Source organism: Pseudarthrobacter cellobiosi, assembly GCF_023913815.1.
Lineage (GTDB): Bacteria > Actinomycetota > Actinomycetes > Actinomycetales > Micrococcaceae > Arthrobacter > Arthrobacter cellobiosi.
In genome coordinates, this window is record NZ_JAMXBK010000025.1 from 116,223 (window position 1) to 136,327 (window position 20,105).

The 20,105-nt window shown below is 65.3% G+C and carries 19 protein-coding genes; 6 read left to right on the forward strand and 13 right to left on the reverse strand.

All coding sequences use genetic code 11. From position 1 onward, the window contains the following. Nucleotides 1-142 precede the first annotated feature (142 nt). From NG701_RS12465 to NG701_RS12485, 6 genes are all read left to right on the forward strand, one after another. Nucleotides 143-1,030 (forward strand): helix-turn-helix transcriptional regulator, encoded by an 888-nt coding sequence (locus NG701_RS12465; protein WP_252567884.1) that lies wholly within the window; start codon nucleotides 143-145, stop codon nucleotides 1,028-1,030. Next, a complete protein-coding gene (locus NG701_RS12470) occupies nucleotides 1,014-1,442 on the forward strand; it encodes a RidA family protein (protein ID WP_252567886.1) in 429 nt (142 codons plus the stop codon). Before NG701_RS12465 ends, NG701_RS12470 begins: the two co-directional genes overlap by 17 nt. Nucleotides 1,443-1,587: 145 nt before the next feature. Then, on the forward strand, nucleotides 1,588-2,115 hold the full coding sequence (locus NG701_RS21385) for a DUF2199 domain-containing protein (RefSeq protein WP_374208685.1): 528 nt from the start codon (nucleotides 1,588-1,590) through the stop codon (nucleotides 2,113-2,115). Continuing rightward, nucleotides 2,112-2,735 carry a suppressor of fused domain protein gene (locus tag NG701_RS21150; RefSeq protein WP_252567888.1) on the forward strand — a complete coding sequence of 208 codons (624 nt, stop codon included), beginning with the start codon at nucleotides 2,112-2,114 and terminating at the stop codon, nucleotides 2,733-2,735. The genes NG701_RS21385 and NG701_RS21150 overlap by 4 nt, the downstream gene beginning before the upstream one ends. Before the next feature lie 119 nt (nucleotides 2,736-2,854). Further along, a complete protein-coding gene (locus NG701_RS12480) occupies nucleotides 2,855-3,466 on the forward strand; it encodes a hypothetical protein (protein ID WP_252567890.1) in 612 nt (203 codons plus the stop codon). 178 nt (nucleotides 3,467-3,644) lie between these two features. Beyond that, nucleotides 3,645-4,466, forward strand: coding sequence for an MBL fold metallo-hydrolase (locus tag NG701_RS12485; protein ID WP_252567892.1), 822 nt, complete (start codon nucleotides 3,645-3,647; stop codon nucleotides 4,464-4,466). Between the two features lie 15 nt (nucleotides 4,467-4,481). Here NG701_RS12485 and NG701_RS12490 read toward each other — a convergent pair whose 3' ends face one another. From NG701_RS12490 to NG701_RS12550, 13 genes are all read right to left on the reverse strand, one after another. Then, a complete protein-coding gene (locus tag NG701_RS12490; protein WP_308292602.1) occupies nucleotides 4,482-4,877 on the reverse strand; it encodes a MepB family protein in 396 nt (131 codons plus the stop codon). A 349-nt stretch (nucleotides 4,878-5,226) separates the two neighbouring features. Further along, nucleotides 5,227-5,571, reverse strand: a complete 345-nt coding sequence (locus NG701_RS12495; RefSeq protein WP_252567894.1) for a hypothetical protein — start codon at nucleotides 5,569-5,571, stop codon at nucleotides 5,227-5,229. Nucleotides 5,572-6,434: 863 nt separating this feature from the next. After that, complete coding sequence (locus tag NG701_RS12500) at nucleotides 6,435-7,244, reverse strand: hypothetical protein (protein ID WP_252567896.1); 810 nt, start codon at nucleotides 7,242-7,244, stop codon at nucleotides 6,435-6,437. 329 nt (nucleotides 7,245-7,573) lie between these two features. Further along, nucleotides 7,574-8,038, reverse strand: a complete 465-nt coding sequence (locus NG701_RS12505) for a CPBP family intramembrane glutamic endopeptidase (RefSeq protein WP_252567898.1) — start codon at nucleotides 8,036-8,038, stop codon at nucleotides 7,574-7,576. Between the two features lie 353 nt (nucleotides 8,039-8,391). Beyond that, entirely contained in the window at nucleotides 8,392-9,633 is a 1,242-nt protein-coding gene (nagA, locus tag NG701_RS12510) for an N-acetylglucosamine-6-phosphate deacetylase (RefSeq protein ID WP_252567900.1), read from the reverse strand. Continuing rightward, nucleotides 9,630-10,313 (reverse strand): N-acetylmannosamine-6-phosphate 2-epimerase, encoded by a 684-nt coding sequence (locus NG701_RS12515; RefSeq protein ID WP_252567902.1) that lies wholly within the window; start codon nucleotides 10,311-10,313, stop codon nucleotides 9,630-9,632. Before NG701_RS12515 ends, nagA begins: the two co-directional genes overlap by 4 nt. Before the next feature lie 85 nt (nucleotides 10,314-10,398). Then, a complete protein-coding gene (locus tag NG701_RS12520; protein WP_252567904.1) occupies nucleotides 10,399-11,346 on the reverse strand; it encodes an ROK family protein in 948 nt (315 codons plus the stop codon). Nucleotides 11,347-11,533: 187 nt separating this feature from the next. Further along, nucleotides 11,534-12,463 carry a dihydrodipicolinate synthase family protein gene (locus NG701_RS12525; protein ID WP_252567906.1) on the reverse strand — a complete coding sequence of 310 codons (930 nt, stop codon included), beginning with the start codon at nucleotides 12,461-12,463 and terminating at the stop codon, nucleotides 11,534-11,536. A 48-nt stretch (nucleotides 12,464-12,511) separates the two neighbouring features. Further along, nucleotides 12,512-13,327 (reverse strand): ATP-binding cassette domain-containing protein, encoded by an 816-nt coding sequence (locus tag NG701_RS12530; protein WP_252567908.1) that lies wholly within the window; start codon nucleotides 13,325-13,327, stop codon nucleotides 12,512-12,514. Continuing rightward, nucleotides 13,324-15,459 carry a dipeptide/oligopeptide/nickel ABC transporter permease/ATP-binding protein gene (locus NG701_RS12535; RefSeq protein WP_252567910.1) on the reverse strand — a complete coding sequence of 712 codons (2,136 nt, stop codon included), beginning with the start codon at nucleotides 15,457-15,459 and terminating at the stop codon, nucleotides 13,324-13,326. Before NG701_RS12535 ends, NG701_RS12530 begins: the two co-directional genes overlap by 4 nt. 3 nt (nucleotides 15,460-15,462) lie before the next feature. Next, a complete protein-coding gene (locus NG701_RS12540; protein WP_256475805.1) occupies nucleotides 15,463-16,419 on the reverse strand; it encodes an ABC transporter permease in 957 nt (318 codons plus the stop codon). A gap of 164 nt (nucleotides 16,420-16,583) precedes the next feature. Beyond that, nucleotides 16,584-18,206, reverse strand: coding sequence for an ABC transporter substrate-binding protein (locus NG701_RS12545; RefSeq protein WP_252567912.1), 1,623 nt, complete (start codon nucleotides 18,204-18,206; stop codon nucleotides 16,584-16,586). Between the two features lie 142 nt (nucleotides 18,207-18,348). Further along, the gene (locus NG701_RS12550; protein WP_252567914.1) at nucleotides 18,349-20,103 is read right to left on the reverse strand and encodes a sialidase family protein; all 1,755 of its coding nucleotides are present in this window, start codon (nucleotides 20,101-20,103) and stop codon (nucleotides 18,349-18,351) included. Between the last annotated feature and the right edge of the window lie 2 nt (nucleotides 20,104-20,105).

Sequence of the window (20,105 nt, forward strand, 5' to 3'; positions counted from 1 at the left end):
CGCCGAAGGTGTCCAATCACTGTGAGTGTGTACGGGTTTTCCTCTCCACCCTGCCGATGCCGTACAGGAACAGCCACGCCGTGTTGTGGGTAGCACTGGCAGTGCTACCCACCTTCGGGAAAGTTCGTGAATACTCGGGGATGTGAACCAACCAGCAGCCATGGCCGACTTCCTCCGCAAGCGACGGGCCGCGCTGACGCCTGCCGACGTCGGGCTGATGGATTACGGCACCCGCCGTGTACCCGGACTGCGCCGTGAAGAAGTGGCCATACTGGCCGGCATGAGCGTGACCTACTACGCCAGGCTGGAACAGGGCCAGCACGTCAACGCCTCCGACGCCGTCATCGACTCCCTCGCCCGGGCCCTGGCCCTGACCGAGGTCGAAAGAAAACACCTTGTCGACCTGTCCGGCGCCAAGCGCCGCACAACCAAGACCATGCGGAGCAGGCCGGATCAGGTCCGCCCCGGAACAAAACGCCTCGTGGACTCCATGGGTCCGGTTCCTTCGGTGGTGCTGGGCAAACGCACCGAAGTCCTTGCCTGGAACCAGGCCGGGCACCGGCTCGTCGCCTCCCACCTGGACTTCGACGCCCCGGACACCCCGGCCGAGCGGCCGAACATGACCCGTATGCTCTTCCTGGACGAGGCCACACGCGCCCTGTATCCGCAGTGGCGCACCGAAGCCGGCCGGGCAGTGGCGTCCCTGCGCCTGCTCTCCGGACGCTTCGCCGACGACACAGACCTTGCAGCCCTCGTCGGGGAACTGACCCTCAAAAGTCCTGAGTTCGCGAGCATGTGGGCTGAGCACCCGGTCGAGAACTGCATGTCGGGGTACAAGACACTGGATCACCCACAGATCGGCGTTTTGGAGCTGGGGTTCGAGGTCCTGACCATGCCGGACGATTCCGGCCACCGCGTCCTTACCTACACAGCAGAACCAGGCACTGAAACAGCCAAAGCCTTGTCCCGCCTGCAGCGTGCACCCCTGGCCATCGCACGGGAAGGAGCGGATTTTGATCAGGCAGTCTGAGGTAGCTATCCGTCATCACTTCAGCCCCCAACTTCATCAGTCCACCGCCCCGTTCTCGCACTTTGTGCAGCACGGAGATACCGGCTACACGGCAGGGATAATCGGCCAGGACCCACGCACAGGTGCCCTCGGGTCCGACGACGTCGGCAAGCAATGCGCTGCCATGCTCACCAACCTCGAAACGCTCCTGCACGAGGTCGGTTCAGGACTGTCCGACATCGTTCGCACAACGCTCTACCTGACGGATTACGCGGACTTTGCCGCAATCAACACCGCCTACGCAAAACACTTGCAGGCACCGTTCCCTGCCCGGACCACCCTCCAAGTAGCCGCGCTCCCGCTCGGTGCGAAAGTACAAATAGATGCCATTTCGACCACTTCGAGGTTCCCGCAACAGAAGAAGGACCGATAACGGTCAATCCGTCCCGTAGAGGGTTCGGCTAGCGGGCACCAAGGGTGCGGTGATCGACCGGCAACGGGACGATTTGAGAGAGAAGGAACATTGTGAGGCGGTAGGCTCGGCAAGTTGAGCGCCACAAGACATAGAGGGGGAACTAATGGACGGTCATGCGAAGTGGGAATGCGGAACTTGTGGACAGCAACATGCTGGGGTCGCCATGGTGTTCGGGCCGCAGGCGCCAGATCCTTGGTTGCAGGCAACCCAGTCGGAACGCGACGCAGGCGAACTGAACTCTGACATGTGCGTCCTCGAAATCAAAGGCGAGTGGCATTACTTTCTCAGGGGACATATCGAAATCCCTATCCTCGATGTACCTGGTGAAGTTTTCAGCTGGTCCGTGTGGGTCTCAGTCAGTGAGGAAAGCATCCAACAGGTCGCAGACCACTGGGAAGACCCGGCACGTGCGTCCCTGCCCCCATTGTTCGGGTGGTTATGCAACGAATTGCCCTACAAGCAGTCAACCATCTCCACTCCAACCCTTGTGCATAGTAGGGACCCAGGAGTTGTTCCGTTCATTCAGCTCGACCCGTCGGTGGACCACCCCTTGGTCGGAGAGCAGGGTATGGGCATAACGCTGCATCGGCTAGCGGAGATCAATCACCTGGTCGAAGTGGAGGCCCCGTGAGACATTTACAGGATCTGGAAGCGCACTATACGTCCGCTGTCGGCGCCGAACCTGAATTCGGCACGATGACCTCGTTGGAGGGCAACACTGTCGGCATCTTCTACTGGCCCAAGGCATCATCACGGATGGGGGTCCACTTCTACGCTTCCGCCGGCATCAGCGTCCCCGGTCCCGGCGGCCGCGGCCATTCACACACAGTGGAAGTCTTCACCGGCATCAAGCAGGACTCTCCTCAAGTTCGAGAGGCATTCGCCAACCTCATCACGAGCATGGTCTGCAGCACCACGCCGCACCCGGCCTGTCACGGCGTCTTTGTCGCGGGGGACTGGAAAGTTATCGAAGGCCGAAAGTTCACCGGCTGGGTCCTGACCGAACGGCCGGATGAACTCATTCCAGACCTGCAGCTGAAGGACGGGCGCCACATCACTTTCCTTGACGCGCTGCCGGTCTTCCCTGAAGAGGCAGAGTTCAGGCACGGCAACCGAGCGGACGATCTGCTCGGGATGTGGGAAGAATGGGAAGTGAAGCCCGCGGATCTGGACCGGCAGCTGCACCCAAGCCTAAAGAAGCCGAAAAGGACCTCGTGGCTGAGGTCCGCCCGGAATATGGGACGGCGATGACACGGACCAGGGGAGCCGAAACACCGTACCGGGTCCGCCAACAGGAGCACTAAACGTAAAGGCCCCGAGTTGGCCAATGAACTAGAAACCGAATGCTGCAGAGGTGATTGAATGAGCCGGTGAAAGTGTCCTCGTTCAAAGACCCGCTCCTGCTGCGTGCCATCCCTCTGAGTGCCCGTCCCGCCGCTCAACAGACGATGCGGATCCTAGAGCGACCCGAGATCTCCACCTCGGCCTCGTTGATTCAAGACACTAACTGGCACGTGGCCGACTACCCGGAGATCCACGTCGCTGGGGAGCTGATGCAGATCCCCTACCGCATGTACTACTCCCGGCCCGACGAGGACATAACTTCGCAGCTCACACCAGCTGAGCATCTCGTCCTGGCCTGCTGGATGTCGCGCCACCACGACGGGCGGGTAAGGCAAAGGGCACTTTCGCTGATCTTTGCCTCAGATGCCCCGTGGACCATACCCTTCGTTGTTCAGCTCTGCGGCGAATATGTCATCGAATTGGGGAAGGATGTGTTGGCCTTCCTGAACCGGGACCTGCCAGGCAGATCGGTTCTCCAAAGGGCTTACAAGCAATTTTCCAATGAGAACCCTCAGTTCATCAGCCTGACGGAGCAGAGAGCAGCGAGCTATTGGCTGGATGATTACCGCTCCGAAATGGCGCGAGATGAATACCCTCAACTAGCAGCCTTGAGGATTTTGGCACGCTTATTTGACTGATCCGAGGCCGCACAAAGTATACGAAACCAAGAGTCGCGGTCCATTAGCGGACGGCTGTCCCGTTGGGGGTTCCCGTGTGACACAACGGGGATCTCAGCGGGTTGGTATTCACCACGAAACGCGAAGCCGCTAATACCGTCTCGACAAGGGGTTGCAAACCGCAAGCGGAAGGCATTTCATGCTGAAGGAAGTCGCTGAGGGCGTTCTTGTTCACGAGAGCGAGTTCATCCAGAGTAATTCCGTTGTCGTGCAGGGCCGGGACGGTGTGTTGCTCATTGACCCCGGTATAACGGTCGACGAAATGGCGGCCCTCGCGAACGACCTTCGCGAGTTGGGCCAGCCCGTCGTGGCAGGCTTCTCGACGCATCCTGATTGGGACCACGTGCTCTGGCACGCGGACTTCGGCGACGCGCCCCGTTACGGTACAGCCCGCTGCGCGGCCTCTATCCAGGATCTGCTGTCGAACGCGGACTGGAGGGCCCGCATAGCCGAGGGGCTCCCGCCGGAGTACGCCGAGGATATCCCGATGGATCTGCTCGGTCTCATTACCGGTCTGCCCGTCGATACTTCGCAGATTCCTTGGGATGGCCCCACAGTCCGGATCATCGAGCATCAGGCCCATGCCCCGGGCCATGCGGCGCTGTTGATCGAGGAACGCGGCGTCCTCGTCGCCGGCGACATGCTTTCTGACATCCTGATGCCGTTTCTCGACCTGGAGGCAGCGGATCCGCTTGAGGACTACCTCGCCGCGTTGCGGCTCTTCGACAGCGTGGCCGACGACGTTGATGCCGTCATCCCCGGTCACGGCTCGGTCGGCGGAACTGGGCAGCTACAAGCACGTATCAAACAGGATCGCGCGTACGTGCAGGACCTGCTCGACGGCGGTGTCCCCGACGACCCGCGGATCGGCCCATCGGCTCCTTTGGATTGGCTGCCCGACGTGCACCGATGGCAACTACAGCGGCTCGCCCAAAGAGAACGGAACGAGACGCCCGAATAGCGGTCGCCGTTCCGTCTAGGCCACGACGAAGAGTCGGCTGGCTCGCTGCGCATCGAAGGCGGATCCGTCAGCCATCTCGAAGAAGTAATTACACTGCCACTGCTGGGATTTTTTCGCCTGCCGATTCGTCGTAGCTGACCACGGCGGATAGACGCGGAATCCTCGCTTGCCTCCGGCCCCGCCCACGGAGACGACGCCATGCTTTACCAGCGCCGCCTTCGGAAACGCGAATGCTCCGACCCGGGAATCCTCCCGCACACAGACCACCAGCACGTCGCTGTACTCCTCCGCAGGCAGCGGCTCGGTCGACCCATCGAGAGAGCGCCGCCACACCGTCACGAACAAGCCCACCTTCGTCGGGGTCAGCTTTCCGACCCTGAAGCGAACCGGAGACCGACCGATTGCCGAGATCGCGGCACCGTACTCAGCGTTGTCGGCCTCGACTTTGGCGGGGGAACAGGCGAGGNTCGCCGAGAACCCTCATCACCATGGCGACATCCGGATGGACCTGAACACCAGACATAGAACTCCCATCGAAACGAATCCCCGACAGGAGCGACGGGGCTGCGCGCGAGAGCTCAGCCCTCACTACCCCGACGATATCCGCACTTGCACGTCTACCGGAGAGGCGGTCCTGGACAACGAATCCTCTGGTTCACGAACGGCCCCTAAGGGTTCGATTTGAAGGCTCAAAACGGGACACGTTCTACGGAACGCCATGATGGTCTTTGCTCGACGTTGAACGCGCTCGGAATTCGCGCTACGTGAGCTCCACCAGCCCAAGGCATTCGATGACAACTTGTTCAGGCTGCCGGGGATCGTCACCCCAAATGCGAACCGGAAGTTCCCCAGTGAGGGTCCTGATGCCGGCGATGCGGTCCAAATAGACAGTCTCGATCTCAACAAGCCTGTGGCCCGTCGGAAGGATGCCATCGAAAAGCAGGATCATATTGGGCGAAGAGGGGGCTTCGTGAGTGATCCGGAGTTCAACGTCACCGTCTACGTCGTGTTGGACGGCAAGGGCGAGCATGCTCTCACTTTGCCAAATGTTGGCTATTCCGTCGATGTCCGGAACGTTGGGGTCGTCTTCGGTTATCAAGAGCATTAAGGCATTCGGATATGCCGTAGTTGTCTGAAATAGGGGACTCATATCGGATGGCTCCCTCCCAGTGATTGGTCAACCCAAGCCTGGAGTCCCGGGTCAACGGATCTCGTTGAGCGCTTCGGAGGCGCCAAAGCCCGTTCCATTGGCGAATTCGACGCGGCCTAGCAGGTCGCCCCGGACGATGAAGCACTCAACGATCATGGCGCCGAATGACGATTGCTCGTAGAGGTCCGCGACTTATCTAATTCGACTCCGAGTAGACAATCTCGATTGCGGTCGCTTTCCCGGCCGGCCGGCCGTAAATCAGCGCGTAACGCGAGTATGGCTCCGGCCGTCCGTCTCTCGTGAAATGGTGGTCCTCCCAGCGAAGGAAAACCTCGAATGGGTGGCCGTCTGCGTTCCTCGCCCCCCATTCGATGACGTCCGTAACCTGCTCGGCCTCAGTCACATCCCATTCATCCACGTACTAGGCGAAATGCGGTGCAGGCGGCGGGGTCCAGAATCGAACTCTGTAAATCGGCGCGGAATCACCACCCCCAACTGAATCACTCGAATCAGCTCGGACGCTACGCATAGGCCGAGCCTACGCCCAGGGACGAATCTGAAGAACGGCCGGCCTCAACAGCGCGGCCGGCGAGCCGCGACGGCAGGCTGATCACCCGATGATGGCGCTCCCCGTGCGGCCCCGCCCGAGGACACCGCCAACGGCAATGACAGAAGCTAGGCGCGCTGCCTCTTCCTTGAACGTGCTGACGCCCAATCGGAATCGCTGGCGAGCTTCTCTTAACTCCCGAGTAGGCCAGCTAGGTCTGGAGCTAGGCTTCAATCCAGGTTGAAATAAGCCCAGGGCACAAAAGGCCTGGTCATGCCTCGGCCTGCGGCAGCACCAGCAGGTAGCCCGCTGGCAGATCGCTGCTCCAGCGTCGCGGCTCGCGGACCACGAACTGCGTCGCCAGCTGCTCGGGGCTGAGCAGGCTGTTGGGCGCAGGCGATGGACCCCACTGCCCGCTTCCGTGCGGGTAGAGCGGATCCTGGACGCGTACGCCGGTAACCGAGAACTCAGGGAACTGGTCGGGATCGCCGAGCGACTCGAACCCGCTCATCACCCAGGCATGGCGACCACTCCACATGACCAGCCCGACCGGCCGGTCCGTGTCGGAGATGGCGCGCGCAGCGGTTCGCAGCGCGTCCTCGTAGTCGGCGATGCTGACGACGGCGTATGACCCCATCCCCACGTCAGTCAGCACCTCGGCCCAACCCAATGGGTTGGCACCGTTGAACGAGTTGGACGACCGTGCCCGGGCCATCTCCCATAGGTCGTTCTGCTGAGCGCGATCGGCCCACGTGCCGCCCCCCGTGTCATCGATGAGGTTGTGCGCGATCTGGATGCTCGCCGCAACACACCAGTCGAAGGTGTACTGCGGCACGAAGTCCCCCTCCTGGTAGAGGTTGAGGGCAAACGCCTGGGGCACCGCCGTTGGCGTGGGAACTTGCGTCGGGGTGGGGTCCGGAGTCCGGTGAGGGGCGACGTCGCCAGGCGCTGGCCGGGCCGAGGACGTCGCTATCGGTCGATCGGTGGCGGTCTCGTCAAAGCCGATCGCGGGCGCGCACGCCGTGAGGAGCGTCGTCAGGGAGACGAGCCAAGCCAGAAGACGGGCAGGGGCACCGGTCATGATCGAAAGTCTAGCGCGATGTGGCCAGGGCGTTGGTTACTTGAAAGGCGTCTGCCTCATCATTTTCGATCCGGTCGAGGCTCCGGTCGGCAGCGAGCAGGCGGGCCGCATCCACAGCCGAAAAAGATGACGCCGGACACCAGCGCGATAGGGCCGGCAGCCTTAGCTAGCGGTGAGGCCATTTTTCCTCCTTGCTTGAATGGGGTGGCCTGGTCCTGACCGGGACTATAGGCGCCGTTCGCAGGGCGACTGTTGCCCGCCGTCGTTCACCTGGGTCGCCTCCTGAGGGAGAAGCGCCCGACGGCGGTGGCCGGGCGGGGTGCCTTGCGCTAGGCCCGGCGATCCAGCGTCAAAGTGGCCAGAACCGCGAGAACAACGACCACGAAGTAGATCAGTTCCGCGCGGTCGGCACCGGCGCCGGTGAAGCCGAAGGAACCCGTCGTGAAGGTGCCCTGGCTGTTGTGGAACAGAAGCGTCAGCAGGACGCTGCCGCCTGTGCGGTTGAAAAGCCAGACGTAGAGGAAGGTGATGGCGAACGTCGTCGGCAGGCCGATCAGGCTTAGCCCGCCAAAGAGGACCAGCGGCAGGTGCCACAGAGCTACGAGGACGCCGAGAATGGCTGCGGACAGCAGCGGGGGACAGGACACCTGAAGCAGCGGGAGGGCGTAGCCGCGGAACCCGGGTTCTTCGCCCAGTGGTCCGTCCAGCGGATTGACCAGCCGGACGGCGAAGACAGTAAGCAGCCCGCTCCACGTCAGCTGTGCGAGGCCCGGAGCGGAGGCCCCGACTGCCATGGTGATGAGCCCCGCGACCAGGACAAGGACGGCGGGCAGGAGAAGCGCGACGGCGTACCAGATCCACCCGACGCGCCACCGGATGAGTCGCCGTCCCCAAGCACTGAAGCCAGGGAGGCCCTCGGCCAGGGCGATGACGATAACGGCCGCAGCAAGCGGGCCACGATGCCCAGGAAATCGCGTAGGTCAGGACAAAGAATGCCAAAAGCCTGTGGTGTTTTAGCCAGCCCGTGGAACGGCGCATGATGGCTCCAAACGGTCGCTGCAAGGTGCTCCAGTTGTCCGCCCCTGCCCGCGTGCGCGCCAGTGCTGGACGCTGGCCTTGACGGCGTTCCCGCAGTCCAGAGCCGGCGCTAAACCCCGACGGCGGGGCGGCCCAGGGGGAGCCCCTCGCGCAGGACCAGGACCCGGCGGAAGTTGCGGTCCACCACCACGACGTCGGCCCGCAGCCCCGCGCGGAGGCTTCCGATTTCCTGCGACTGGCCGATGATGGCCGCCGGAACTGCGGTGGCTGACAAAACAGCGGCGGCCGGCTCCACACCGGCGTTAATGGTCCGCCGCACAACGTCCAGCATTGTGGCCGTCCCGCCGGCGAGGGTGCCGTTGCTGAGCCGGGCCACGGCACCGCTGACGGAGACGGCGGCGGGGCCAAGCTCGTAGTCCCCGTCCGGCAGCCCGGTGGCGGCCATTGAGTCGGTCACCAGGACCACGTTTTCAGCCCCCACCAACTCGAAGACCATCCGGACTGTTTCGGGGTCCAGGTGCGCGCCGTCGGCGATGAGTTCGACGGCAATCGTGCCGGCCCCGGCCAGCCGGAGGCACGCGGCAACAGGTCCGGGGCTGCGGTGGTGCAGCGGCGCCATGCCGTTGAAGAGGTGTGTGACGGTGGGGCGCGATACGGTCCCCAGGCCGGATGCCGCCAGCAGCTCCGCCGCCTCGGTGAGGGAGGCCGCCGTCGTCCGCGCGTCCGCGTCAGTGTGGCCCAACGACGGCGTGACGCCGTGCTCGGCGAGCAAACGCACCACGGCGTCGGCGCCGGGCAGCTCGGGCGCGTACGTCATGGTCCGCAGGTGGCCGCCGGCCGCGGCCAGCAGTTCGCCCAGCAAGGGGAGGTCCGGTTCGCGCAGGTACCGGGGGTCCTGGGCGCCGCAGCGCGCGCGGGACAGGAACGGCCCCTCGGAGTGGATGCCCGCGATGAGCCCTTCATCGGCAAGCAGCCGCAGGGTTTCCAGGCCGCGCAGCAGGTCCTCGCGGGACGCGGTCACCGTGCTTGCCAGCAGCGTAGTGGAGCCGCTGCGGTGCAGGAAGTCCACGGCGGTCCTGGCAGCCTCGCTGTCGCCGCTGGGGAAGTCGCCGCCCACAGCCCCGTGGCAGTGCAGGTCTACGAGGCCGGGCAGAATCATGCTGCCCGGCGGCAGTAGGAGTTCTTCAAGGCCGGGCAGCGACGCCTCATCAAGACCGGCGCGGGACCCCACATACGCGATGCGGCCGTCCGCGACGGCCACTACTGCGTCGTCCTGGATCGAGCCGTCGGTCAGGACCGTGCCGGCCAGCAGGTAGTTCCCGGACTCAGCGGCGGTGGGCCCGGGCGTCACTTGAGGGCCTCGGCGAACCAGCCGGTGATGGTGGCCGGGTGCGTGATCGCGGTGCCGACGACGACGGCGAACGCGCCGGCGTCGAGGCACTGCCGGGCCTGGGCGGGGGAGTGGAGGCGGCCTTCGGCGATGAGCGGCACGCCGAAGCCGGCCGCGGCGATCTGCTCCAGCAGCTCCAGGTCGGGGCCGTGCGTCTTGGGGCGCTCGCCGGAGTAACCGGACAGCGTGGTGCCGATCAGGTCGGCCCCGGCCTCGACAGCGGCGGCAGCGTCGTCGAACGAGCCGCAGTCCGCCATCACCAAGGCGTGGGAATCCTGGTGGATGCCCGCCACCATCTGGGCCAGGGTCAGGCCGTCCGGTCGCTCCCGGCGCGTGCCGTCGATCGCCACCACGTGGGCGCCCGCGTTGGCCACAGCCAAAGCGTGGCGGAGTGTGGGAGTGATGAAGACGCCGTCGTGCCCGTCCTTCCAGAGCCCGATCACCGGAACCTCAACGGCTGCACGCGTGAACTGAACATCGGCCAGGCCCTGGACACGGACAGCAGCGGCGCCGCCGATCACCGCGGAGGCGGCAAACTGCGCCGTGGTGCGCGGGTCCCGCAGGGGCTCGCCCGGATACGCCTGGCAGGAGACGATGAGTTGCCCGCGCAGGGCTTCGAGGGCTTCGGGGGTCAGAATCACGGTCGGTTCCTCTGGAAGGTTGGCGGAGCGGGCTGAAGATCGGGGTGGGGCGCGGTGGTCAGGCGAGGTGCTTGGGACGACGGTGTCAGGACGGAGTGGTGAGGACCAGTCGCGCGGCGCCCACCATTGCCGCTGCGTTGCCGAGTTTAGCCGGGAGGACGGGGAGGCCGAGCAGTGCCGGCAGGAGTTCGGCGCGCAGGGCGCGTTCCATGGGACGCCACCAGGGCGCGCCGGCGTCGGAGAGCCCGCCGGAAACCACCACCACTTCGGGGTCCAGGATGTTGGCGAGTCCGCCCACGGCCTGGCCGGCCGCGGCGGCGCCCATACCCGCCGCCTTGATGGCTATGGCGTCGCTGTCGCCGGCGAGGGCAAAGACGCCGCGGGCGTCCATCACCGGCTCGTTGCCGCCGAGCCGCACGTACGCCTCGCGGATGGCGGGCCCGGAAGCGATGGCCTCAACATGCCCGGCGCCGCCGCAAACGCAGCCAATAGCTTGGCCCTCGTGGAATGCGTACGGCGAGGCGAAGTGGCCCACGTGTCCGCCCGCGTAGCGGTGTCCGAGGACCGGGTGCCCGGCCAGGACAAAACTGCCGCCGACGCCAGTGCCGAAGGCCACCAGGAGCGAACTTGCAGTCCCTGCGGCGGAACCCGTCCACGACTCACCAAGGGCATGCGCATGGACATCGTTCACTGCCTGTACAGCCTCCGGCGCCAGGCCCAGCCGGGCGGCCAGCCCTGCGGTCAGCCCGGTCCCGGCCCACCCGAGGATCGCATCGGTAGCGGACACCACAACACCGTGAGCGGCGTCGATGACCCCGGCCGAGCCAACCCCGACCCCCACCACGTCCAGGCCCTCTGCTTGAGCACGGGACATGAGGGAAGAAACCAGTGCCGCAGTAGCGTCCAGGATCGCGTCGCCACCATCCCGGTTCAGGGTAGGAATGGTCTCCGAAAACAAGACCTCCCCGTCCCCGGAAACAACCCCGGCAGCAGTCTTAGTACCCCCAAGGTCAACACCGATCGCGTACTGCATTTCTGTCCTTCTGTCCTGTCAGTTTCGTTGTGGCCGGGTCGGTGCCAGTCCGCGGCCTTGCCGGCGCTTAGACGCCTCCCGGCGTCGTCTTCCGGTCGCGGGGCGACCTGCAGACGACTCTGGTCGGCGATGCGCGCCTACGCAAGACCCCGGCCCGGCACCTAAGTGCCTCGCCCGGCAGCGATGACTAGACCAGGCCGTTGCGTTCGAGGATGACCTTGATCGCGGCGGTCTCGTCCTCGTCCAGGGAGAGCATGGGGGCGCTCATGACGTTCGTCTTGATGATGCCCATGAGCTGCAGGGCGGTCTTGAAGGCGCCCAGGCCCGCGGCGTTGCCGGACATGCGGCCGGCCTTGGGGGTGTAGACGATCTCGAAGACGTCAGCCAAGCGGTCCTGCTCGGCTGCGGCCTGGGCCCAGTCGCCGGCCTGTGCGGCGTCGAACAGGCGGCGGTAGCCGGCCGGGTCAACGTTGCCGAGGCCCGGAACAACACCCTGGGCGCCGCCCAGGAGGGCGCCGTCCACAACCACTTCGTGGCCGGTGAAGATGTCGAAGTTGGGGATGTCCTTGGCGGCCAGCAGCAGCTGGCGGAACGAGACGTCGTCGCCGGAGGAGTCCTTCACCCCGGCAATGACGCCCTCGCGGCCCAGCTCGACCAGAAGGTCTGTGGGCAGCTTGAAGTGGGTGCGCACCGGCACGTCGTAGGCGAAGACGGGAACGTCGACGGCGGCGGCGATGGAGCGGAAATGCGTGCCGTTCTCCTGGGCGTTGGAGATGGCGTAGTACAGGCTGGTGGCCACGATCGAGTCGGCACCCAGCGCGATGACGCGCTTGGCTTCTTCGATGACGCGGTTGGTGGTCTGCTCTACAGCGCCCACGATCACCGGCACCTGGCCCGCGTTCACGCCTGCCACGGTCTGCACGACAAGGTCGCGCTCGGTGTTGGTCATATGGGTGACCTCGCCGGAGGAACCCAGCACGAACAGGCCGCTGACGCCGCCGTCGAGCAGGTGCTTGGTGACGTTTTCCAGCGACGGTACGTCGATGGCGCCATCGACGGTGCGGGGGGTTACGACGGGCGGAATGACGCCCTGGAAACGGGAAGCGACGGTGGTCACAGTGTTCTCCAAATATTGATGGTTAGACGAAAATTTGAGGTGGGAAAGCTAGATGTGGAGCAGGCTCGGGGCGGCGCCCAGGAGCTTCTTGGTGTAGTCGTTGGTGGGGCTGTCGAAGACCTGGGTGGCGGTGCCCTGCTCGACGATCTTGCCGAAGTACATAACGCAGATGCGGTCCGAGACGTAGCGGACCGTCTGGATGTCATGCGAGATGAACACCATGCCGAGGCTCAGCTGGGTCTTCAGGTCCGAGAGCAGGTTCAGCACCTGGGCGCGGACGGAGACGTCCAGGGCCGACGTCGGCTCGTCCGCCACGATGATGTCCGGGTCCAATGCCAGTGCGCGGGCGATTGCCACACGCTGGCGCTGGCCGCCGGAAACCTGCGACGGCGTGACCTCGGCCGCGGACTGCGGCAGGCCCACCAGGGCCAGGAGTTCCTTGACCTTTGCCGCGCGCGTTGCTGCGGTGCCGATGCCGTGGATCTGGAGGGGGTCCGTGAGGATGTCCTGGACGGTCATGCGAGGGTTCAGCGCCGTGGCCGGGTCCTGGAAGACCACGGACACGGACCGGCCGAATTCCTTGCGCATGGCGGCGTTCCGCTTGATGGCGGGCTTGCCGTGGAACAGCACCTCGCCCGACGTCGGCGTCTGCAGTCCCACGAGCACGGACGCGAGCGTGGACTTGCCGCAGCCGGACTCACCCACGATGCCCACGGTTTCGCCGCGGCTGATGCTGAAGTCGACGCCGTCGACCGCCTTGACGATGTTCGGGCGGAAGAGCCCGCCGCCACGTGCGTGGTGGTAGACCTTGACGTCCTTGAGCTCAATGACCGGCTTTGAGTCTTGCTGCATTGACTGACTCATTTTGCATCCTCCTTCAGGTGGCTCGCCCAGTAGTGATCAGCGTCCCCGCCAGTGGCGGCTCCCACTGACGTCAGGACCAGCTGCTGGTTGGGGTCGGCGTCGGACCGCAGTGAACGCGGGGCGAAGCGGTCGCCCGGGGCGAAGTCGCTCGGGGACGGGACGGTGCCGGGGATCTGGTGCAGGCGCACGGCGTCGGCCTCGATGGAGAGGACAGCGCCGAGCAGGCCGCGGGTGTACTCGTGCTTGGGGTTCTGCAGCAGCTCCGAAGCCTGCGCGGATTCCACCACCTGGCCGGCGTACATCACCGTGATGCGGTGGGCCAGGGAGGCCACCAGGGCGAGGTCGTGGCTGACGAAGACCATGGCGAAGCCGAGCTGATCGCGCAGCTCGTTGAGCAGGTCGACTACCTGCTTCTGGACGGTGACGTCCAGGGCGGTGGTGGGCTCATCGGCAACCACGATCTTCGGCGAACGGGACAGGGCCATGGCAATCAGGACGCGCTGGCGCTGGCCGCCGGAGAGCTCGTGCGGGTAGCTGGCGAGCGTCCGGACGGGATCAAGCTTGACCAGTTCCAGCAGCTCGGTGGGGGTCTTGCGGCCGCCGCGCTTGGTCAGCTGCTCCATCTGGTCCTTGATCTTCATGGACGGGTTCAGGGAGCTCAGGGCGTCCTGGTAGACCATGGCGATCTGCTCGCCGCGCAGGCCTTCGTAGGCTTTGATGCTGCTGTGGCTGGTGGCCGGATCCAGCAGTTCCTTGCCGTCGAACTTGATGGAACCGGTGACCTGCGCGGTTTTGGGCAGCAGGCCCATGACCGCGAGGGACGTGATGGACTTGCCGCAGCCGGATTCGCCCACCAGGCCCATGGTTTCGCCTTCGCGGACCGTGAAGGAGACGTTGTCCACAATCGCGGTGTCGCCGAAGCGGCCCGGGAAGCGGATGGACAGGTTCCTGACCTCCAGGACGTTGCGGGCGCCGGCCGGTACCTGGGGGAGGCGGTCGGTGCGCGTGGCCTCGATGGCGGAGAGCAGTTCCAGTTCCTTGTCCAGCAGCAGGTGCGGGTTCGCCGCGGCCAGCTTCGGATCGGAGAGGATGGCTGCCTCGTTGTAGTGCTCCTCGGTGAGGACGTCGCCGTAGGCGGCGCGCACGCCGTCGAGCTCGTGCTCTTCCACCACTGACGGCTGGGCCACGGAGGTCCCGATCTGGGTGTCGACGCCGGCACCCACCGCTGCGCCGGCAACGACAGCTGCCGAGCCGTCGTCGTCCTTTACTACAGGTGCCTTGCGCAGTTTCGGGTTCACCATGGCGTCGGTGAGGCCCTCGGCGAGGATGTTCAGGGACAGCACGGTGAGCAGGATGGTCACACCGGCGAAGGTGGTGGCCCACCAGCCGCCGGACAGGACCAGGTTGCGGCCGTAGGAGATCACGTTGCCCCACGACGGGGCGGGGTCCTGGACGCCGGCGCCGAGGAAGGACAGCGAGGCTTCGAGGATGATGGCGTCAGCCACCATGACCGTGGCGAACACCAGCACGGGGGCGGCGGTGTTGCGGACGATGTGCTTGAGCAGGATGTAGAAGCGGCCTGCGCCGATCACACGCTCAGCGCGGACGTAGTCTTCGCCGTACTGGGAGAGCACGTTGGCGCGGACCACGCGGGCCAGTTGCGGGGTGTAGATGATGGCGATCGCGATGATGATGGTGGGAACCGAGTTGCCGAACGCGGCCAGCAGCACTGCGGCCAGGGCGATGCCCGGGAACGCCATCAGGATGTCCATGAGGCGCATGATCAGTTCGTTGACGGCCTTGCTGGACGTCGCGGCGAAGGAGCCCAGCAGGGCGCCTACCAGGATGGCCAGGATCACGGCGCCGAGGCCGATCATCAGCGAGGACTGGGCGCCGAAGAGCAGTCGGGAGAAGATGTCGCGGCCCAGCCGGTCCGTGCCGAAGAAGTGCTCGGCGCCCGGCGGGGTGGCGGGGATGAAGGTCTCCAGCGGATCGTGCGGCGCGATGACCGGCGCGAACACGGCGGAGAGGACGATCATGATGAGGAAGAGGAGGGCGATGCGGGAGCCCCAAGGCAGGGCCTTGAAACGGATGCCCGGGGCACTCAGCCGTTCAGCAAGCTTGCTACGCATGAGCTATATCGTCCTGATTCGGGGGTTGATGAGCAGGTACAGGAGGTCCACCACGATGTTCACCAGAACGAAGGTGACGGAGATGGTGAGCACCACGCCCTGGACCAGGTTGACGTCCAGATTGGTGATGCCGTTGAGGATCAGCTGGCCCATGCCGGGCAGGGCGAAGATCATTTCAATCACGACGGCGCCGCCGAGCAGGTAGCCCACGCGGAGTCCCAGCACGGTCACCGGAGTCACCAGCGCGTTGCGCAGGACGTTCTTGGAGACCACTTCGCGGTAGGGGACACCGTTGCCGATGGCGGTGCGGACGTAGTCGCGGTCCAGCTCCTCCACCATCGAGGTGCGGACCACGCGGATCAGCGAGGCGGAGACAGGGATGCCGAGGGCCAGGGCCGGGAGGGCCATCGAGTTGAGCCAGCCGCCGAAACCGGATTCCGGCGTCGCGATTCCCCCGGAGGGGAACAGGGGGCTGGCGCCGAGGGCGAACCACTGGATCAGGAGGATGCCCAGCCAGAACGACGGCGTGGCGATCGCGGCGATCGAGAAAACGCGGACCAGCTGGTCCTGCCATTTGTCGCGGTAGAGGGCGCCGAGGATGCCGAAGGTCAGGGACAGGACGATGGCGATCAGCACGCCCAGGAAGGTCAGCTGCAGCGTCAGGGGGAACGCGGAGCCGATCATGGAGGCCACCGACTTGGCCGGCGGCGTGGTGACGCCGAGGTCCAGCTGCAGGAGCTTGCCGAGGAAGCTGAAGTACTGGATGACCAGCGGATCGTTCAGGCCGTTTTCCTGGCGGTACTGCTGCTTCGCTTCTTCGCTGGCGCCGTCGCCGAGGGCGGAGCTTGCCTGGTCGCCGGGAGCGGCCTGCAGGACTAGGAAGACGAGCAGGGTGATGCCCAGGATCATCAATGGCAGTGCTGCGAGTCTGCGGCCAAGCAGACGCAATATCGTGACCAATTTGTTCTCCGGTTTGTTTGGTTGTGCCGCGGGGGGAGCGTCACGGGGTGGTGCTTCTCAGCCCAGAGGGGCCATGGCCAGCGGGCCACAGCCCCTCTGCTGCGTCGAGTTGGTGATGCCGTTTCCCGGGAAGTCCCGGGTGATGCGCTGGTTCTCAGCGCAGCTTAGGCGGTGCGGCCGACGTCGATGAACGATATGCCGGTGGTGGGCAGCGGCTTGAAGCCGTTGAGCTTCTTGTCGTCCCAGGCGGAGGGCAGCTGGCGGTGGAAGATCGGGTACAGGGGAACTTCGTCGGAGACGAGGTCCACGATTTCGCCGGTGATCTTCTTGGCGTCTGCTGCGGCAGCCTGCGAGCCCTTGTTCATGAGTTCCTGCAGCTTGGCGCGTTCCGGGGCGGTCCAGTAGGCGCGCTTTTCCATCCAGGTGGCGCCCGAGTAGAACCAGCTCAGGAGCAGGTCCGCGTCGTTGCCGAAGACTGAGGGGTCGCCGGGGGCTGCGACCACTGAGTAGTCGCCGGTGCCGACGCGGTCGGTGTACAGCGCGCCGGACTGAATGCTCTTGACGGAGACCTTGACGCCCGGGATCTTGTTCCAGGATTCGAGGATCAGCGGGGCAACGTCCTTGACCCAGGCAGTGTCCGTGGTGAGCAGTTCGAATTCGAGGCTCGTGACGCCGGCCTGCTTCAGGAGGTCCGCTGCCTTTGCGGCGTCGTAGCCGTAGACGTTCTTGGCCTTGACGTAGTCCGGGTGGCCTTCCTGGAAGTAGGAGCTGGCGGGCTTGGCGTTGCCGAACAGGGCCTTCTTGATGATGGCTTCCTTGTCCAGGCCGTAGTGCAGGGCCTGGCGGACCAGCTTGTTGTTGAACGGGGCCTTGTTGCAGTTGAACATGAGGAACATCAGGCCGAAGGACTGGACTGATTCAACCTTGACCTTGGACTTGAGGCCGTCGATGTCCAGGTAGGGGACGTCCTCGATGGCCTGGACACGGCCGGACTGGACGGCGGTGACGCGGGCTGCGGCGTCGGAGAGCAGGAGCCAGGTCATGCCCTTGGCCAGTGCCGGCTTGGGGCCGTTGTAGTCTGCGAACGCTTCGAAGACGATCTTGTCGTCCTTGGCGGCGGAGATGAGCTTGTAGGGGCCGGTGCCGACGGGCTTGGCGTCGAAGGCCTTGAGGTCCGTGGCCAAGGCCTTGGGGACAACCTTGACCACGGAAATGCGCGGTCCGAAGCCGGGGAAGGCGTACTTGAGGGTGAACTCGACCGTCTTGGCGTCAATGGGCTTGACTTCCTTGATGAACGGGATGAACTGCGAGAAGAGGGACTTGTTCGCCGGGTCCATCACGCGGGTGAAGGAGAAGGCCACGTCTTCGGTGGTGACCGGGGTGCCGTCGTGGAACTTGGCGCCCTCGCGGATGGTCACCTGGTAGGTAGTGTCATTGACCTTCTTGGGGTCCGAGGCCGCCAGCGCGTTGTACGGCACGCGGGTGGCCGGGTGCAGCTCGATGAGGCCTTCGAAGATGTGCAGGTTGGCGGCCATCGGGGTGGCGCCTGAGGAGCTCAGCGGATCGAAGCCGGTGGAGAGGGCGTAGGAGATGCCCGCTTCGATGGTGAGGTCCTTGTTGACTGCCGCAGCGCTTGCCGAGCTGCCGGTGGTGGTAGCTGCCGGGCTGCCGCACGCGGCGACAGAGGCGGTGAATGCTGCAGCGGCGCCCATGGCACCGGTGAGCTTGAGGAAGTTCCGGCGGCTGGCGTCATTGACCAGCGGCAGGTTCTTGGTGATGTTGTTCATGAGGGCCTCGCCATTCCAGAAGGTTTATCGGATGTAGGACGTCCGAGCTCGTATGTCGACTGTAAGCGTCATCACAGGTTCACGTCAAGCGCCACTCTTGCAACGCTCTCTCACTTTCTGTGGGTTTTCGGCGAACGCTCTCTCACCCGGGCGCGCTGACGTCGCCGGAGACAGTGTCAAACCTGAAAGCACGACGGCGGCGCTCGGCAGTGCCGCAGCGCTCGCCGGTCATTTCAAATGCCACCTCGTAGGCCACCTCGGCGTAGCCGCGCGCCACATCGGCGGCGGTGACGGTGTAGCCGGGAGTGAAGTAGAGGGCTTCTTCTCCGGGGCCAAGATCCGCGACGGGGAAGGCGTCCGAGCCGGGACCGGACAGCTGGACCGAGGTTGCCGGCAGGGGGCCGTCATTGCGTGCCCGGCCCGTGAAGGCCAGGATGTCCCCGGCCTTGTAGCCGGGAATGATGGGTCCGTAATTCAGGTCCTGCGCCTCCCGCGTGCCGATGACCTGCGCAGCTTCGGCCGAGTAGCCCTGGCCGATTTCCTTCCAGGTGTGCACGCCCCAGTCCCCACCGCCGGACTTCATGACGTGGAACTCGCCGGCGTTTTGCCAGGCCTTCGGGCGGCCGGGCGTGATGGAGCGCAGAACCATGTCGAATACAAGACCCGCGCCGGGCACGCGGGCTTCGCCGGCGGACTCAGGCGGGATAATCCCGGCGGCGCTCCCAGTGGCGGCGGGACGGGCGGTGAGCTGTTCGGTGAGTTGCTCCGCGGGCACGGAAACGAACACGATTTCCCGGTAGCCCTGGCGCTCGTAGAGGATGCCGATGTTGCCGTCGGGGAGCCGGGCGGCCGTCGAATATGCCGAGCTGCCCGGGCAGAGGACTATCTTCGCGGGCCAGCTGAGGCCGTTGTCTGTGGACAGGCTGATCGCCGTGTTCCGCCGCAGGGCCGTGTCCTGGTTGTTGGTGGCCAGAAGCCATGAGCCGGTGGACTCGTCGGCGAGGGAGGTCACGGACGGCAGGCCGTCGAAGCGGACCAGCGAGCCGTTGTCACCCGGGTCCGGGAGGTCCGCGACAGGTCGCAGTGCGTTCCAGGTGGCCCCGCCGTCGTCCGATATTGCGGCAAGGCGGCGCGGCGTGCCGCGGCTGTGCAGCAGGAGACGGCCATCCTGGAGGGCGGCAACCTTGTTTTCGTTGGGGGCGTGACCGTGCGTCCGGGCGCCGATGAGCTCCCCGAGGGTCCAGGTGTCGCCGTGGTCGTCACTGTACGCCGAGGCGGCCATGATCTCGCCGCCAGCCAGGACCACAAACTGCTGCACCAGCCGGCCGCGGTAAAGGCCGGCGTGGATCTGGATGCCCTGCCCGGCCGCGGCGAAGATTCCGGTGATGTCCGGCTCGCCCGTACTTGGCCCACGCGTGTGAACCGGCGGGCGGAGCTTGAGCTGGGCGGTGATCCTGCGGTGCTGCCAGGTCAGGCCGTCGTCGTCCGAGTAGCTGAGGTCGCAGTGCTGGACGTTGTCATCGGGTTCCAGCCCGGCCGCGGCTTCAAAGAATCCGGCGCGCGTTCCGGCGGCGTGGAACATCAGGATCCGGTCGGTCTCCACGTCCACCAGGAGGCTCGGATCGCCGTAGCCGTTGAGGCCGCTGCCCGTCCTTACTACCTGCTGCGCGCCCCACGTCCGGCCGTTGTCCGTGCTGCGGCGGAGCAGGAGGTCGATCGGGTTGGGCAGGTCATCAAGGTTAGGGCGGCCGTCGTAAGCGGCCAGCAGGGTGCCCCGGCGCGAGACGGCGAGGGCGGGGATCCTGTATTGCCGGTAGCCGCCAGTGCCGCGGACCGCGAGGACGTGTTCGACGTCGGGCATGGCAGCCGCCGTTGGCTGAAGGACATGGGATGTCATAT